Origin of the sequence: Tomitella fengzijianii (assembly GCF_007559025.1) — a bacterium.
GTDB lineage: Bacteria > Actinomycetota > Actinomycetes > Mycobacteriales > Mycobacteriaceae > Tomitella > Tomitella fengzijianii.
Genome location: NZ_CP041765.1, coordinates 1,516,757 through 1,533,218, shown reverse-complemented (window position 1 = coordinate 1,533,218; position 16,462 = coordinate 1,516,757). Strand labels below are relative to the sequence as shown.

17 protein-coding genes are annotated in these 16,462 nt (G+C 68.5%); 7 read left to right on the top strand and 10 right to left on the bottom strand.

What is annotated here, in order from left to right:
- Positions 1-48: 48 nt before the first annotated feature.
- A complete protein-coding gene (locus FO059_RS07005) occupies positions 49-519 on the bottom strand; it encodes a cupin domain-containing protein (RefSeq protein WP_143907512.1) in 471 nt (156 codons plus the stop codon).
- Positions 520-796: 277 nt separating this feature from the next.
- Here FO059_RS07005 and FO059_RS07000 point away from each other — a divergent pair, with 277 nt between their 5' ends.
- Positions 797-1,000 (top strand): hypothetical protein, encoded by a 204-nt coding sequence (locus tag FO059_RS07000; RefSeq protein WP_143907510.1) that lies wholly within the window; start codon positions 797-799, stop codon positions 998-1,000.
- Here FO059_RS07000 and FO059_RS18330 read toward each other — a convergent pair.
- Together FO059_RS18330 and FO059_RS06995 are read right to left on the bottom strand one after the other, a co-directional pair.
- Positions 976-1,146, bottom strand: coding sequence for a hypothetical protein (locus tag FO059_RS18330; protein WP_158726542.1), 171 nt, complete (start codon positions 1,144-1,146; stop codon positions 976-978). The two genes, FO059_RS07000 and FO059_RS18330, sit on opposite strands and share 25 nt — an antisense overlap.
- A 24-nt stretch (positions 1,147-1,170) precedes the next feature.
- Positions 1,171-1,572: a helix-turn-helix transcriptional regulator gene (locus FO059_RS06995; protein ID WP_143907508.1), complete on the bottom strand. Its 402-nt coding sequence runs from the start codon at positions 1,570-1,572 to the stop codon at positions 1,171-1,173.
- 159 nt (positions 1,573-1,731) lie between these two features.
- Here FO059_RS06995 and FO059_RS06990 point away from each other — a divergent pair, with 159 nt between their 5' ends.
- Positions 1,732-5,172 (top strand): helicase-related protein, encoded by a 3,441-nt coding sequence (locus FO059_RS06990; RefSeq protein WP_233266803.1) that lies wholly within the window; start codon positions 1,732-1,734, stop codon positions 5,170-5,172.
- A gap of 169 nt (positions 5,173-5,341) precedes the next feature.
- Positions 5,342-5,635: a YrhK family protein gene (locus FO059_RS06985; RefSeq protein ID WP_143907506.1), complete on the top strand. Its 294-nt coding sequence runs from the start codon at positions 5,342-5,344 to the stop codon at positions 5,633-5,635.
- 180 nt (positions 5,636-5,815) lie between these two features.
- Here FO059_RS06985 and FO059_RS06980 read toward each other — a convergent pair whose 3' ends face one another.
- Positions 5,816-6,448, bottom strand: coding sequence for an acyl-CoA-like ligand-binding transcription factor (locus tag FO059_RS06980; protein WP_233266804.1), 633 nt, complete (start codon positions 6,446-6,448; stop codon positions 5,816-5,818).
- 125 nt (positions 6,449-6,573) lie between these two features.
- Between FO059_RS06980 and FO059_RS06975 the strand changes: the two genes are divergently transcribed.
- Complete coding sequence (locus tag FO059_RS06975) at positions 6,574-7,401, top strand: mycofactocin-coupled SDR family oxidoreductase (RefSeq protein ID WP_143907504.1); 828 nt, start codon at positions 6,574-6,576, stop codon at positions 7,399-7,401.
- A 149-nt stretch (positions 7,402-7,550) separates the two neighbouring features.
- Here FO059_RS06975 and FO059_RS06970 read toward each other — a convergent pair whose 3' ends face one another.
- The 3 genes from FO059_RS06970 to FO059_RS06960 form a co-directional block, all read right to left on the bottom strand.
- Entirely contained in the window at positions 7,551-7,772 is a 222-nt protein-coding gene (locus FO059_RS06970) for an antitoxin Xre/MbcA/ParS toxin-binding domain-containing protein (protein ID WP_143907502.1), read from the bottom strand.
- Between the two features lie 30 nt (positions 7,773-7,802).
- Positions 7,803-8,099 (bottom strand): hypothetical protein, encoded by a 297-nt coding sequence (locus FO059_RS06965; protein ID WP_143907499.1) that lies wholly within the window; start codon positions 8,097-8,099, stop codon positions 7,803-7,805.
- 257 nt (positions 8,100-8,356) lie between these two features.
- The gene (locus tag FO059_RS06960; protein ID WP_143907497.1) at positions 8,357-9,526 is read right to left on the bottom strand and encodes a hypothetical protein; all 1,170 of its coding nucleotides are present in this window, start codon (positions 9,524-9,526) and stop codon (positions 8,357-8,359) included.
- Positions 9,527-9,671: 145 nt separating this feature from the next.
- Between FO059_RS06960 and FO059_RS06955 the strand changes: the two genes are divergently transcribed.
- Both FO059_RS06955 and FO059_RS06950 read left to right on the top strand, forming a co-directional pair.
- Complete coding sequence (locus FO059_RS06955) at positions 9,672-12,458, top strand: DUF1156 domain-containing protein (RefSeq protein ID WP_143907495.1); 2,787 nt, start codon at positions 9,672-9,674, stop codon at positions 12,456-12,458.
- A gap of 496 nt (positions 12,459-12,954) precedes the next feature.
- Positions 12,955-13,293, top strand: a complete 339-nt coding sequence (locus tag FO059_RS06950) for a hypothetical protein (RefSeq protein WP_143907493.1) — start codon at positions 12,955-12,957, stop codon at positions 13,291-13,293.
- A 26-nt stretch (positions 13,294-13,319) separates the two neighbouring features.
- On the opposite strand, the gene erm is transcribed toward FO059_RS06950, so the two are convergent.
- The 3 genes from erm to FO059_RS06935 all read right to left on the bottom strand — a co-directional run bounded on the left by erm (position 13,320) and on the right by FO059_RS06935 (position 15,980).
- Positions 13,320-14,102 (bottom strand): 23S ribosomal RNA methyltransferase Erm, encoded by a 783-nt coding sequence (erm, locus tag FO059_RS06945; protein ID WP_143907491.1) that lies wholly within the window; start codon positions 14,100-14,102, stop codon positions 13,320-13,322.
- A gap of 400 nt (positions 14,103-14,502) precedes the next feature.
- On the bottom strand, positions 14,503-15,603 hold the full coding sequence (gene arsB / locus FO059_RS06940) for an ACR3 family arsenite efflux transporter (protein WP_268892853.1): 1,101 nt from the start codon (positions 15,601-15,603) through the stop codon (positions 14,503-14,505).
- Positions 15,604-15,611: 8 nt separating this feature from the next.
- Positions 15,612-15,980 carry an ArsR/SmtB family transcription factor gene (locus FO059_RS06935; protein ID WP_143907487.1) on the bottom strand — a complete coding sequence of 123 codons (369 nt, stop codon included), beginning with the start codon at positions 15,978-15,980 and terminating at the stop codon, positions 15,612-15,614.
- A 79-nt stretch (positions 15,981-16,059) separates the two neighbouring features.
- On the opposite strand from FO059_RS06935, the gene FO059_RS06930 reads away from it, so the two are divergent.
- Positions 16,060-16,446, top strand: a complete 387-nt coding sequence (locus tag FO059_RS06930) for an ArsI/CadI family heavy metal resistance metalloenzyme (protein ID WP_143907485.1) — start codon at positions 16,060-16,062, stop codon at positions 16,444-16,446.
- The last annotated feature ends 16 nt before the right edge of the window (positions 16,447-16,462 follow it).

The following is a 16,462-nucleotide window of genomic DNA, read 5'->3' as shown; positions in this document are numbered from 1 at the left end:
AAGCGTTCCGGCGCGAGTGCGGCACTCGCGCCGGAATGACGGGACCGGTCATTCGAGCATGCGGAAGTCCGCGAAATCGAAGCCCGGCACGACCACGCAGCCGACGAGGCCGGCCTCGTCGGCGAGCGGCGCCGCGCGCTGCCAGCACCACTCGGGCACGACGACCTGCGGCGACTCGCCGCATTCCACGTCCGTACCGACGATGCGGACGACGGAATCGCGCGGCGCGTCCCCCGTACCCCCGAGCTCCAGGGCGATGGCTCCGCCCCGGTGGTGCAGCCACAGCTCCGCTCCCGGCACGCGGTGCCACGTCGACCGCTGCCCGGGCGCCAGCAGGAAAAGGATGGACGTGCCCGCCGAGCGTGATCCGGGGTATCCGGGCGGGAGCGACTCGACGGGCAGCGTCGTCCCGCTGCGCCAGGTTTCGCGGAACCATCCGCCCTCCGGGTGCTGCTCCAGCCCGAGCCCGCCGGCCCAGTCCGGCAGCGGGATCGATGTCGCGTCGTTTCGGCCGTCCATACATCCGATCACACAGCATCCGGGGCACGGATGCACAAGCGGGTCGGATCCCCGCCTCCACCCCTGCGCCCGCCCCGCCCGATGGAGTCCCAGCGCCGCGGCTGCCGTCGCGCCACGGCGGCAATCACGTCACAGCTCTGTGACGGCCCTCACCTGCCGGCGTCGACGGCGTTACAATCGTGGTGAGCCCAACACTCGGCAGGGCCCCGGTGTGCAAATCCGCTCCCGGAAGCGCCCAGCGCGAACAGCGGCTTCACATGGAAAGGGTGGTATCGACATGGATTCGACAGTGCGGGAAGACGAGTTCGACGCCCGTTCAGGCAACCGGGTGCGTACGCGGACCATGGCGGAGTACCTGACGGATCACCCGATGAAGGGGATGTTCCCTCCCACCAGTGAGCTCGCCACCAGGGTGGTCATGGTGATCAGCTACCTGCTGATCCTGGCCGCCATCATCTACATCGTGGTGCGGGCGGTGTAGGCGGCCCACCGCGCCTCTGAGGCGGTGTCCGGATCCCGGCGATCCGCACCGGCCGTATCGAACTCGATAACGGCCACGCTCGTCATCGCGAAGATCGCGATGGCCAGGACCGTCGGGATCACGACGCCGCCCCGGAGATACCGCATCAATTTCTCTCCCCCCGCCCCCGGTCAGTCGCGCGGCCGCGCCCCGAGTGACCGCGGTGCCGCCTCTTCGCGCGGCAGCTCGGTGATGAGCTGGCGGCTCAGTTCCACCTCGACGGCGCCCCACGCCGTGTCGTCGGCGGTCTCCCGCGAGCGCAGCGTCACCGCCACGGCGGCGTCCGGCATGAGCATCTCCGGCGGCACGCGCAGCACGCGTGCCAGGCTATAGACCGTGGACAGGTGCGGGTCGGCCGACCCGCCGTCGCGGCTGGTGTTGCGCTCCAGATTGGACACCTGGTTGCGGTGCATTCCGCTCAGGTGCGCCAGCTGCTCCTGGGTGAGATTGCGGTGGCGGCGGATGTAGCGGAGCCGACGGCTGAACGAGAAGCCGTAACTCGGCCACTCCAGCTCATCATCGGTTCTCGCCACGCGATTACGGTGTCGCAGCCCACCCGTAAAGTCTGCACAGTACGTTGTGCATCGAGTGTGACGTTTGCGGTCGCAGCGACGAGGGGAGCACTGTTGGACGACGAGCGGCCGGGCACCGCCTTGAACGCCGGTACGACCGACGCGAATACCGTTGGCACCGTGAGCGCCGCGGGCACCGCGGGACCCGACGCATGGCCGTTCGACGCCGACCCGGCCCGGTTCCGGCTGGCCGCAGAGGCGCTGCGCATCCGCATGGCGGGGCTGCACGACCCTATGGTGGCGGTGACCTCCAGTGAGGTGCGCCCACTGCCCCACCAGATCCGCGCCGTCTACGGCGAGCTGCTCCCCCGCACCCCGCTGCGGTTCCTGCTGGCGGACGACCCGGGCGCGGGTAAAACGATCATGGCCGGGCTGTACGCCAAGGAGCTGATGCTGCGCGGCGACCTCACCCGGATGCTCGTGATCGCGCCGGGTTCGCTGGTGGAGCAGTGGCGCGAGGAGTTGGCCGTGCGCTTCGACATCCACGCCCGCACGCTGGACCGTCCGCTCATCGAGCGCTCGCCGGGCGGCGACCCGTTCCCCGCCCATCCGCTGATGATCGCGCGCATGGACCAGCTGGCCCGCGACGAACAGTTGCAGGAGCACCTGGCCGCCACCGAATGGGACCTCATCGTGGTGGACGAGGCGCACCGCATGTCCGCGCGCTGGTGGGGCGGCGAACTCAAGACCACCCGCCGCTACGAGCTGGGCCGCTCGCTCGACGCCGTCACCCGCCACCTGCTGCTCATGACCGCCACCCCGCACAGCGGCAGCGAGGAGGACTACCAGGCGTTCCTGGCGCTGCTGGACCCCGACCGCTTCGCCGGCCGGTACCGCGAGGGCGCGCACACCCTCGACACCACCGGAATCATGCGGCGGATGGTCAAGGAGGAGCTGCTCACCTTCGAGGGCACGCCGCTGTTCCCCGAGCGCGTCGCCGAGACCGTGCCCTACAGCCTCTCCCCCGCCGAGCGTGAACTCTACGAGGCGGTCACAGACTACGTGCGCACGGAGATGAACCGGGCCGAGGCGCTCGACGGTTCCCGCACGCGCACCGTGGGTTTCGCGCTCACCGTGCTGCAGCGGCGGCTCGCCTCCAGCGCGCACGCCATCGCGCGGTCGCTGACCCGCCGCCGCGACCGGCTCCGCACCCGGCTGGACGACATGGAGGCCGGGCGCACCGCCGCCGCACAGCCGCCCGCGCACCTGCCGCACCGCATCCCAGAGCTCGACGACCTCGACGCCGCGGAGGCGGAGCTGCTCGAGGAGCAGGTGGCCGACGCCGCCACCGCCGCGGAGACGGCCGCCGAGCTGCGCGTGGAGATCGCGCGCCTCGACCAGCTCGTCGAGCTGGCCACCTGGGTGCGCGACGGCGGCCAGGACCGAAAGTGGGCCGAGCTGCGCACGCTGCTGCTGGACCGGGCGCTGCTGCGGACCGCGGACGGCGCGCCGCGCAAGCTCATCGTGTTCACCGAGCACCGCGACACGCTCGACCACCTGGCCACCCAGATCGAGGGGCTGCTGGGGCGGCCCGACGCGGTGCTCACCATTCACGGCGGCACCCCGCGCGCCCGGCGGCACGCGATCCGTGAGCGGTTCACCCACGACCCCACCGCGCAGGTGCTCGTCGCCACCGACGCCGCAGGCGAGGGCCTCAACCTGCAGGCCGCACACCTGATGATCAACTACGACCTGCCGTGGAACCCCAACCGCATCGAGCAGCGGTTCGGGCGTATCCACCGTATCGGCCAGGAGCACGTGTGCCGGTTGTGGAACCTGGTGGCCGACGACACCCGCGAGGGCCAGGTGTTCAACCGGCTGCTGGAGAAGATGGACGCCCAGCGCAAGGCCTACGGCGGGCGGCTGTTCGACGTGCTCGGCGAGGCGTTCTCCGAACAGCCGCTGCGCGACCTGCTGGTGCGCGCCGTCCGTTACGGCGACGACCCGGCGCGGATGCGCGAGCTGCAATCTGTGGTCGATTCGGAGGTGTCCGACGGGCTCACGTCGCTGGTGCACGAGCGGGCCCTGGCGCGCGAGACCATCGGCCCCGTCGAGCTCGAGCGCATGCGCCGCACCATGGACGAGGCGCGGGCGCGGCGCCTGCAGCCGCACTACGTGGAGTCGCTGTTCACCGAGGCGTTCCGGCGGCTCGGCGGCGCCATGTCGCCGCGCGAGGGCACGCGCCGCGAGATCACGCACGTCCCCGCGGCGCTGCGCCGCGCCGGGGCCGACGATCCGGGGGCTCGCCCGGTGACCACCCGCTATCACCGGGTGACGTTCGATCCGGAGGACATCGACCGGGCGGGCGCGCCGCGTGCCGAGCTGCTCGCCCCCGGTCATCCGCTGGTGGACGCGGTGCTCGACGCGACGATCGAGCACAACGCCGACGCGCTGCGCCGGGGCGCGGTGCTGTGCGTCGCCGGGGATGCCGAGCACGGTGACGGTGGCACCGACGTCGACGGCGGCGTGCGCCTGCTGGTGGCGCTGACCAGCGAAGTGGTCGACGGGGACGGGTCCGTGGTGGACAAGCGCTTCGCGTTCGTCGCTCTGGATTCCCAGGGCCACGGGCACGACCTGGGCATGGCTCCGTACCTGGACGCGGGGCCGCCGCCTGCCGGGTTGGACGTGGATGCGGCGGCGGCGCGGCTCGGTGGCGCGTCCGCGGCCCGATCGATGGCGCTGCACTGGGCGGCGAGCGAGTTCCAGCCGGGCCAGCTCGACGAGGCGCGCGGGCGGGTGGAGCCGATCGTGGAGCGCACGCGCACGGCGGTGACGAAGCGGCTCACCCAGCAGATCAACTTCCTGCACGCCGAGGCGACACGGGTCAAGCAAGCGGAGGAGGCCGGATCGACGCGGACGGTGCGGACGCCGCCGGCGCGGCTGCGTTCGCGGGCCGAGGCGCTGGAACAGCGGATGCAGGCCCGACGCGCACAGTTGGACGCGCGCGGGCGGCTGACGGCCCGGCCGCCGGAGATCATCGGGGCGGCGATCCTGGCGCCGGCATCGACGGCGGCATCCGCGAGTTCTGCTCCGACGGCAGGGGCGCTGCCCTCACCGACTGATACGCCACCTGACGGTTCCGCGGAACCGGGCTCGCCCGCAGTCCCGGACGGTTCCGCGGAACCGCGCCGGGTTCCGGAGTCCGCTGCACCGCCGCCGCGTCATGCCGTCGACACGGTCACCTCGGACCGCCGTGCGGTGGCCATGGTGCTGGCCGCCGAGCGCGCGCTGGGCCGGACGCCGGAGGAGATGCCGCACAACAATCCGGGCTTCGACATCCGCTCCACCACCGCCGACGGCCGGACGCTTCTCATCGAGGTGAAGGGCCGGGTGATGGGTGCGGACACGTTCTTCGTCACGCGCAACGAGGTGACGATCGGGCGGAACACAGGTTTGCAGCACCGGCTGGCGCTGGTGGCGGTGAGCCCGGATGGGCCCGAGCACGATCAGCTCCGATACGTGGTGGACGCGTTCCGGCACTGGAACTTCGGCTCATTCGCCGCCACCGGCATCGAGGCCAAGTGGCGCGACGTGTGGGAGGCCGGCGGCGCGCCGGTGTGAAGCGCGGACGTGCGTGACGGGGCCGGACGCTGTGACGGCGGCAGGCTGGAGTCGAGCGACCCCGGCCTGCGCTACGCGGACACGGCGGGAACGATCGACTCTGAAGCCAGACCCGATCAGCACCCGAACGGAGACACCCATGCCCGCAACACCGCGTGAACCTGCCGGTATGGAATCCGGGCCGGGCCCCGTCATCATTCACATGGGCCCGGAAGAGCTGGTGATCCGCCACCGGTACGAGGTCCTCAGCATCGCCAACGACATCCTGATCGGCATCTGGTTCGTCATCGGCAGCTTTTTCTTCTTCTCCGAGACCCTCACCTTCGCCGGCACGTGCCTGTTCGTGATCGGCAGCGTCGAAATGCTCATCCGCCCGGTCATCCGCCTGGCCCGCAGCGTGCACTTGCGTCGCTACCAGGCGACCGGCTCAGGCGGTGCCACAGAGACGGGATACGACTTTTGACCGCCGGCAGGCAAGGGCGAAACGGCGGATGGTGGCGCCGGCGGGGTACGGCGCGCTCTGACCGCGCCGTGTGGGTGACCAGTGTGCGCCAAACTACGGTCTGAGGCGCAAAACCGTAGCTTTGCGCACACCGGTCACCCCGCCGGGCGGTAGGGCGCAACCACACCTTCCGGCAGCGGTTCAGCGCGGCAGCATCTGCGCGAACATCAACCGCATGCACTCGGCGAGACTCGTCTCCGGCCGCGTCAGCCAGAGTTCGTGCGCCGCGGTCGACGCCGCGATCACCGCGTGCGCCACGGCGATCGGATACGACCCGTCCCGTTGTGCGCCGCACCGCGCCGTGACGTAGTCGCGGACGACGGCCCGCCATTGCCCGTACACCTCGGTGGCGTGCGCCTGCACGGCCGGCGCGGCGAGGATGAGTTGTGCGCGATGCCGGGCCCACTCATCCTCACCGCTGCCGTGGTCAAGTGCGGCGACGAAGGCCTCGGCGATGGCGTCGACCGGGTCCTTCTCGCCCGCCGCCGCGAGTCCCGCCCGGAAAGCCGCCAGCTCGGCGTCCGACTCCACCCACACCACGTCCGCTTTCGACCCGAAGTAGCGGAAGAACGTGCGACGGCTGATCCCCGCGGACGCGGCGATGTCGTCCACGCCCACGTGATCGAATCCGCGCTCGACGAACAGCCGCTGGGCGTGCGCGGCAAGTGCGTGCGCGGTGGTGCTGGCCGGCCGCCCCACGCGCACCGGCCGTTGTGAATCCGTCACGGCGAACGTCACCTCGTCGGTATCCGAGCCGGGTGTCCGTCTGCGCACCCTGGAATTTTGTCACACAATGCCATATTCTCGGCGTCAGAGACACGCATCACATTTTGTGGAGACAGCGGGCACCCGGTGCCCCACGGTACGGCCGCGCGCCGGGCCCGCGGAAAGCAGCGGACATGGGCACGCTTGAGGGCAAGGTCGCGTTCATCACCGGGGCTGCGCGCGGGCAGGGCCGCAGCCACGCGGTGCGTCTGGCGCAGGAGGGAGCGGACATCATCGCCGTCGACACCTCCACGCAGGTGGAGACGGTCCCCTACGACACGGCGCGTGCGGATGACCTGACGGAGACGGTCCGGCAGGTCGAGGCGCTCGACCGCCGGATCCTGGCCGCCGACGTGGACGTGCGGGACCTCGCCGGCCTGACCAAGATCGCCGAGGAGGGCGCCACCGAGCTGGGTCGCCTCGACATCGTCCTGGCCAACGCGGGCATCAGCACCATGGCGCCGACGCTCGAGATGAGCGAGGACACCTGGCAGACGATGATCGACATCAACCTCACCGGCGTGTGGAAAACGGTGCGCGCCGCGGTGCCGCACATCGTCGCAGGCGGCCGGGGCGGCTCGGTGGTGCTCACCAGTTCGTTGGCCGCGCTGTCGGTCAACGAGAACATCGCGCACTACAGCGCGGCCAAGACGGGGCTGATCGGCCTGATGAAGGTGCTGGCCAAGGAGCTCGCGCCGCAGAGCATCCGCGTCAACTCGGTGCACCCCACCACCGTGGCCACAGAGATGATCCTCAACGACGCCACCTACCGGCTCTTCCGGCCCGACCTCGAGAACCCCGGGCGGGAGGATTTCGAGGAGGCAGCCCGCGAACTCAACAAGCTTCCGGTGTCCATGGTCGAGGCGTCGGACGTCACCGAGGCCATCGTCTACCTGGTGTCCGACTCCGGGCGTTACATCACCGGCACCACCCACGTGATCGACGCGGGCGGGCGACTCTAGCGGGGCGCTCTCCGGGGGCAACAACAGCCAGCCAACGCTATCGTTGAATCCCCGGCGTCTTCCACCCCGACCAGTGAGCGCCAATCTACGGTCCGCAGTGCAAAGCCGTAGGCATGCGTTCACTGGTCACGAAGCGAGAACCTGCACAGCTACAGCCCCAGCAACTCCCGGAGCCGGGCGGGGCTCATGGCGCCGGGCTGCGTGGCCTCCGGGAACGTGTCGATCAGGCGGATCACATCGTCCCTCGTCGCGGGGTCCTCGGCCGCCTCGCGCGGGGTGCGGCCCTGCAACGCGGGCACCGGCTCGTCGATCCACTTGCGTTCGTAGTCGCGGATGAACTCCTCCAGCGCTGTCGCCGCTTCGGGTGGCATCTCAGGTGCGGGCGCCGGGGCACCGCCGCCTTACATTGCGTGGTCCACCAGCTCGGCGGCGGTGCTGCGGGATTCGACGACCAGTTCGGCGCCCGGGGCGATGGACAGCAGGTGGTCGGTCATCGCCTCGTAGCGTTCCTCGCTCATCGCGTCGACGGTCAGCGCCATCTCCCCGTCGTCCGAGAAGATCTGCCCGATCGTGCCGAGGACGCGCGTCCCGTCCAGCCAGGTCCACTCGTCGCCGTCGCGTTTGCCGTAGCGACGGCTGAGCTTGCGGGCGACGCCGGTCGCGTCGGGGATAACGAACGTGCCCGTGCAGACGACCATCTCCTCGGCCGGTGGCAGTGCGCATCCGCAACGGGGCGAGGCGGCGGCTGAGCAGCTCGATGAGCGCGAACGGGTCCACCGGCTCGTCGAGGATGTCGATCAGCTCGCCGCGCAGTGCCGGGTCGACGGGTTCTATGCCCCCGTAGATGATGTTCTCGCCGCCCTCGGGGACGATGCGCAGGCACAGGAACCCGCCGGTGTCGATCTCCCGCGACCCTATCCGTTCCGTCACCTCCACCCGGTCGCCGGTGCGCGCGTCACGGAGCGTGAAGCCCTCGCCGGGACGCGATTCGAGCACCTCGTACACCGACCGTTCGAGCAGCATCCACTGCGCCGCGAGCATCTTGTCCTCGTCGGTCAGCAGCGGCCCGCAGTAGTCGAGGAACGCCTCCAGCAGCCGGCCCTCGACCAGGGCGACATCGGCGGCAAGCGGATCGTCGGCCAACTGGGGCACGACTTCCTCGGCCACGCTCGTCGCCCGCGCCTCGTCGAGCGCGTCGAGGACGAGGCCGAACTGGCTCATCCGGGCGAATGGTCGCGAGCAAATCGGCGACCTCGTCGTAATCGCCGAGGGCGTCGAAGGCGTGCGGGTTGCGCGACAACGCGGCCCGCAGCGCCTCCTCCCGCTTCGCGGGGTCGATACGGCCGAACATGATCAGCCGCAGACCCACCCCACCATCCGAACACACGCCTGCAAGCATGCTCTCACGCAGCTTGCGGCGGGAAGTTTCGAGATCCGCGTGCGAGCGGGCGACATGTCCGTTGTCCAGTCCGTATCCCGCATTCTCAACCAGCTCGGACACCGGCAGCCTGGGCGTGCACAGCAGCCCGTGGTCCCACGCCTCCTGGTGCAGGATGTCGTCCACGTACACCGACTCTCCCGCAGCAATGGCGACAGTGAGGACCACGCCCAGATCCGCCTCCACTGGCGTCTGCACCGGCTCCACCGACACCGCGCCGCCCTCGCCGATGCGCACTCCGACGAGGTCTCCCGGCCGGTACCGGGCGAGCGTTCCCCGTTTGAGGATCAGGCCGGCCTCGATCGACTCGGCGAGCTCCTCCGCGCCGCGCTCCTCGAACACCGCGTAATCGCCTAGCACCGGCAGTTCGACAGACGCGTTCGGACGCAGGATCGTGAGGACCGCCAGGTCCGGGCCGTCTGCCAGAATGTCGGCCGCGATCTCCGCGGCGGTGACGCGGCGGGTGACGACCGTGGCGTCCGCGATCCGGTCCATCACGACCGTGCGACCGTCGGGGAACTCGACGATGTACGGCTCCGGCCCGTTGCGGACGAAAGCCTGCGCGTCGGCGCGCCCCCAACCTGCGTTCACGAGGAGCTCGGTCCACTCTTCGCCGGTGATGGGCTCGTGCGCGCGCAGCAGGTCGACGGCGTCATCTGCATCCGGGCGGCCCTGGAATTCCGTCACGCCGCGACGGTACCGGGCGAGCGCGGCAGGTCGCGAACATGCGCCTTCGCGTCCCCGACCGCCGCCCAGGCCTTAAGGTTGGCCGCATAACGCGTTGTGCATTCCGTCAACGCGGAGCCCCGCATGCCCAAGGAGCCGCCCAGCCATGTCCAGCGATGCACAACGCGTTGTCCCCACGCGCAAGCTGATCGAGGTGGCGCTGCCGCTGGAGAAGATCAACGAGGCGTCGGCGCGGGAGAAGTCGATCCGGCACGGGCACCCGTCGACGCTGCACCTGTGGTGGTCGCGCAAGCCGCTGGCCACTGCGCGCGCAGTGCTCTTCGCACAGCTGGTGGACGACCCGTCGTCACACCCCGATCGCTTCCCCACCGAGGAGGCCGTCGCGGCCGAGCGCCGGCGGCTGCACGAGCTGATCGAGCAGCTGGTGTTGTGGGAGAACTCGAACAACGAGGACCTGCTGCAGCGCGCGCACCAGGAGATCCTCGACTCCACCGACGGCAATCCGCCGCCGATCCTCGACCCGTTCGCCGGCGGCGGTTCGATCCCCCTCGAGGCGCAGCGGCTGGGGCTCGAGGCGCACGCGTCGGACCTCAACCCGGTGGCGGTGCTCATCAACAAGGCGCTGATCGAGATCCCGCCGAAGTTCGCCGGCCGCAAGCCCGTGTTCCCCGGCGCCGCCGACGAGCAGATCTCGACCTGGCCGCGGGCGACCGGCCTGGCCGAGGACGTGCGCCGCTACGGGCAGCGGATGCGCGACGAGGCCGAGAAGCGCATCGGGCACCTGTACCCGAAGGCGAAGCTCGACGACGGCACCGAGGCGACCGTCATAGCGTGGATCTGGGCGCGCATCGTCGCCTGCCCGAACCCGGCGTGCGGGATCGCGATGCCGCTGACCAGCAAGTGGTGGTTGGGCAAGAAGAAGGGCAAGGAGGCGTACGTCGTCCCGTCGGTGGTGGACGGGAAGGTGAGGTATGAGATCGGGCGCGACCCGGCGCTCGCGCCGGCGAAGGAGACCGACGGGACGGTCAACCGTCAGGGAGCCACGTGCATCGGGTGCGGAACTCCGGTGGAGTTCAAGTACATCCGCGCAGAGGGGCAGGCCGGACGGATGGGCGCGCAGCTCATGGCGACGGTGGCCGAGGGCAAGCGGACGCGGATCTATCTCGCACCAACTCCAGAGCACGAGGCAGCGGCGGAGGTTCCGAGACCTGGCCATGCGCCCGCAGGCGATCTGCCTGCCGAGGCTCTCGGTTTCCGAGTTCAGGCCTACGGAATGACGGCGTACTCAGACCTCTTCACCGCGCGCCAGCTCACCGCACTCACCACGTTCAGCGACCTCGTCGGTGAGGCTCGCGAGCGCGTACTTGCCGACGCGATCGCCTCCGGCATGCCCGAGGAGAACCGTCTCGAGCAGGGCGGGACCGACGCTGCCGCCTACGCCGATGCTGTGGCGACGTACCTCTCACTTGGGCTTAGCAAAATCGCAAACATAAATAATTCTCTAAACGCATGGCAGCCATCAATGAACAAGGCCGGCCACTTATTTACCGGTCAAGCCATACCAATGATCTGGGATTACTGCGAGACACCCCCACTCGCCACTCACGCGGGATCGCTCACCACTAGCCTACACGGAATAACAACATCTCTGGACAAATCACCAGCATCTACCTTGGGATTCGCTAGTTGCGTCGATGCAAAATCCGTACAATATGGTAGTCACACGCTATCTACAGACCCGCCTTACTATGACAATATTGGCTATTCAGACCTTTCTGACTTTTTCTATGTTTGGCTTCGCAGTTCACTCCGGCCAGTGCACCCACGTTTGTTTGGAACAATGTTGGTTCCAAAATCGGATGAGCTCGTCGCAAATCCTTACCGCCATGATGGTAAGGAAGGAGCTCACAGATTTTTTGAAGAAGGATTCCGCGAAGTATTTCGCAACGCACGCAAGCTAGTTAACGTCGATCTTCCATACACCGTCTATTATGCATTCAAACAACAAAATGCGAAAGAAGGTGGTGAAGCGTCAACGGGTTGGGAGTCCCTGCTTGAAGGCATGATTCGCGCCGGGTGGTCGATTACTGCAACCTGGCCGGTTAGGAGCGAGCGAGTCACACGACTTCATTCGCAGGGGACAAACTCACTCGCCTCCTCCATCGTCCTGTCGCTCCGGCCCCGCCCGGATACCGCGCCGTCTATCGACCGCCGCGGCTTCCTCGCCGTTCTCAAGGACGAGCTGCCGTCCAAGCTCAAGGAACTCCAGCAGGGCGCCATTGCCCCGGTCGACCTGCCGCAGGCGGCGATCGGCCCGGGCATGGCGGTGTTCTCGCGGTACTCGGGCGTGCTCAACGACGACGGCTCGAAGATGACGGTGCGCGCCGCGCTCGCCCGCATCAACGAGATCCTCGACGAGGTACTCGCTGAGCAAGAGGGCGACTTCGACTCGGAAACCCGCTTCTCCCTCGCCTGGTTCCGCCAGCACGGGTTCGATGCGGGCGCGTTCGGCGACGCCGACAACCTCGCCCGCGCGCGCAACGCCTCCATCGAGCACCTCGACCGCTCCGGCATCCTCACCAGCCGCGCCGGCAAGGTCACTCTGCTCTCCCCCATCGCACTCGCCAAAATCTACGCCGACAAGACCTACGACCCGAGCGCGGACGAACTCATCAGCGAGTGGGAAGTGGTCATGCACCTCACCCGCGCGCTCGCCGCCGACGGCATCCGCGGCGCTGGCGCGCTGCTCGCCGCCGTGCCCGACCACATCGACCGCGACCTGTGCAAGGAGCTCGCCTTCCTGCTGTTCGCCATCGCCGAGGACCGCAAGACCAGCCAGGTGGCACAGGAGTTCAACGCGCTCGGCACCGCGTGGAATGACATCGTCACCGAGGCCAAGAACGGGCCCGGCCAGCTCGCCATGGAGATGTAATTCCAACTTTCCGAAGAATCTACAGCTTGAGTTACAGCTGAAACGAGAAAACGACACCGAAAGGCCCAAGATGGAACCGACTTCAGCCTTCACGAAAGAAAAGCGGGAATCTTTCGCAAAAGTTTGCACGAACACTCGGGCGGGATTCGGTGAAATCGTCGACTTGATAATTATCCATAACGAGAAACCCGTAAGCGGTAATCAACCCCGAAGAACACTGAACCCGCTAATCGCAAACCTTAGCGTCGTGACGTGGGAGAGGCTGGTTGCAGATCTTGAGTCCCTCGCAGAACGTGATTCTGCTTCACCGATAGTCCCAGGGAAAGCCCACAGCAGGGGGCACGCTTCTCTTTCACGATATAAAACGAGCGAATATTCAACCGACGAATCAACACTCGCGAAGTGCAGCAACGGTCAGCTTCCTGGCGATTGGCGAATACGAATCGCTACGTCAGGCAGTGGAAAGTCGCTTAGATTCGGACAACCGGAAAATGGGTTGACTGACGAGTTGGTCAACCTGGTCAGTTTTTGGATAAAGGTCCGCAATTCTGTTTCTCACCAGGCATTTCCTCAACTCCGGGACTGGAAAGTGCAGACCGACGCGAGCGACGGCAAGACCATCAACACCACGACCGCGAGGATGGCGTTCACCCTGTTCCTGCAACTCGCCGACCAGACGATCCAGGCAGTGTGCCGGACGGCTGGATTCGAGAATCCAGAGGAACTTTGGCTACCGCAGGACTGGCTGTCCGGCACCGTGTCACCCGGACGCGGCGTGACGGACCCCGACGAACGTGTGCTGTGGCGCGGACGCAGCCTCGCCCTCCCGAGTTGAGAAGGCGGGCGCAAGCCGACCGAATCTCATGCGCCCTCGTGCAAACTCGCACAACCCACCTCCGTCCACAGCCGCGCCCACTGTTGAGGCGAGAGGTCCCGCGGCAGACTGCGGTCCCGGATGCCGGCTGCCGCGATTGTCCGATGCGCGCGGCGCTGTCCCAGACCGGCTGCGCGGCCGACGATCTGCGCGAGTCCTCGCCCCCGTCCGGTGAACACCGCACGGACGAAGCGCTCGTACTCGCGCCGCTGCCTCGGTGGCACGAGCGGCGTCGGCCGTCGCTCGATGACGAGCAGCCCCGCATCGACACTGGGCATCGGCGCGAACGCCGTGGCGGGCACGCGCGTCTCCAGCTGGAATCGGAACCACGGCGCGGCCTGGGCGGTCATCATGGTCGCGCCGCCCACGCCCGCACGCTTGCGCGCCACCTCCCACTGGGTAAGCAGCACCGCAGTGCTCCAGGCGGGCCGCTCCAGCAGCCGCCGCATTATCGGCGTGGTGACGTGGAAGGGGATGTTGCCCACCACTACCGGGCCGTCGAGCCGGTGGCGCAGTGCGTCGGCGTTCTCGACGCACACCTCTGGCAGCCTGCGGGCCAGGCGCGCGGCGCGGTGCTCGTCGATCTCCACCGCGGTCAGCGGCCTGCCCAGCCGCGAGAGCGGCCGGGTCAGCGCGCCGTCACCGGCCCCGATCTCCAGGATCGGGCCGGAGGTGGCGTCGACGAGCCCGACGATGCGGGACACGGTGGGCTTGTGGATGAGGAAGTTCTGGCCGAGTTCGTGCCGGCCGCCGGAAAGGGAACGAGGCATGGTGGCGCTCCGTGAAGAGAAGGGAGCACCTGGGCGCGCCGGACCGTCATGACGACTACGTCAGGAGTGAGGATCCGCGAATCCGCCCGAGGTGCAGGGCATCCCGGGTATGACGGCGCGCTCGATCACGCTGTGCAGCGCTCAGCGGAGTATCGCTCGGTGAAGAGGGGAACCGCGCCGCCTCAGCGGCGGCGATCCCGGAAGAAAACGGAGCACCCCGCCAGGGATGCCTGTGTCAATGTGCCCATGCGGCTGAGGATACCGGTCAGCAGCACGGAAGGTCCAGCGCACGCTGCCGAGCGGCTCCCGGAATGCTTCGCAATCTCGCGGCAGCGGCCGATCGATCAGCTCGTGTTCCAAGCCGCAGCCGATCTACGGAGCCTACGAGGCTTCCCGTCCCCTACCCGCCGGATTGCACCGTCCGGGACGTCACCCCACCGGCCGGCGCGAACCGCCGCCGCAGCCGCAGCGACAGGTACGCCAGCCCCACGAGGATCGGCACCTCGATGAGTGGCCCCACCACGCCGGCCAGCGCCTGGCCGGAGGCGACGCCGTAGGTGCCGATCGCCACGGCGATGGCGAGCTCGAAGTTGTTCCCCGCCGCCGTCATCGCCATCGCCACGGTGCGCCGGTACCCGAGCCCGGCGGCCGCGCCCGTGCCGAAGCCGACGGCCCACATGATCGCGAAGTACAGCAGCAGCGGCAACGCGATGCGGACTACGTCGACCGGGTGCGAGGTGATCTGCTCGCCCTGCATCGCGAACAGCACCACCACGGTGAACAGCAGCCCGTACAGCGCCCACGGGCCGATCTTCGGCAGGAACCGCTGCTCGTACCAGTCGCGGCCCTTGGCACGCTCGCCCCAGCGGCGCGTGGCGAACCCCGCGACCAGAGGGATGCCGAGGAAGATCAGCACCGACTTCGCGATCTGCCACGGCGAGACGTCGATAGTCGTCTGCTCCAGCCCCAGCCACCCGGGCAGGACCGACAGGTAGAACCAGCCGAGGCCGGCGAACATGAGCACCTGGAAGACCGAATTGATCGTCACCAGCACGGCCGTGGCCTCGCGGTCCCCGCAGGCCAGGTCGTTCCACACCACCACCATGGCGATGCAGCGCGCGAGACCGACGATGATGAGCCCGGTGCGGTACTCCGGCAGGTCCGGCAGGAACGTCCACGCGAGGGTGAACATGAGCGCGGGGCCCACCACCCAGTTGAGCACCAGGGAGATCGCCATCAGCCGGCGGTCGCGGGTGACGGCGCCCATGCGGTCGTAGCGCACCTTTGCCAGCACCGGGTACATCATCACCAAAAGGCCGAGCGCGATCGGCACTGAGACCCCGTCGACCTGGATCCGGTCGAGGGCGACGTCCAGGTCCGGGATGGCACGCCCCAGGCCGAGCCCCACCGCCATGGCGAGCAGGATCCATACCGCCAGGAACCGGTCGAGGAAGGACAGCCGCGCAGGTTCGGCCGCCCGTCCGGTCTCCCCCGTGTCCACGCGCGCGGTCATGCAGTGGCGGCCGGGGCGGTCTCGGCGAGATCCGCCGGGCGGGTGAGGATCGCGGCCAGTCGGTCGGTGGTCTCCGGCAGCAGCCAGTAGTACACCCAGGTGCCGCGCCGCTCCGAGCCGATGAGCCCGGCCTCGCGCAGCAGCTTGAGGTGGTGCGAGATCGTCGGCTGGGACAGCGCGAACGCCGGGGTGAGGTCGCAGACGCACACCTCTCCCCCGTCGCGCGAGGCGATCAGCGACAGCAGCCGCAGGCGGACCGGATCGCCGAGCGCCTTGAACACCCGCGCCAACTCCCCCGCGTCCTGCTCATTCAGGGGCGCGGAGAGCAGCCCCGGGCAGCAGTCCGCCAACGTTTGCTTCGACATGCATCTATATTGACATCTCTCAATTCAGCGCGCAACACTGGATAGACATTCATCGATCCAAAACGACAGGAGGCTCTCCATGTCACGTGCCCAGCTCGCCCTCAACGTCACCGACCTCGAGGCGTCGATCCGCTTCTACTCCGAGTTGTTCGGCGTGGAGCCGGCCAAGAGACGCCCGGGCTACGCCAACTTCGCCATCGCCGATCCCCCGCTCAAGCTCGTACTTATCGAGGGCGAGCCCGGGCAGGTCACGCGACTCGACCACCTGGGCGTGGAGGTCGAATCCGGCGACGAGGTCCGCGCCGCGGCCGACCGACTCGCCGCCGCAGGGCTGGCGACCGTCGACGAGAACGACACCACCTGCTGCTACGCACTCCAGGACAAGGTGTGGGTGCACGGCCCCGGCGACGAACCGTGGGAGGTGTACGTGGTGAAGGGCGACGCCCCGGCAGTTGACACCGCCTGAGCCACCCGCGCCCCCG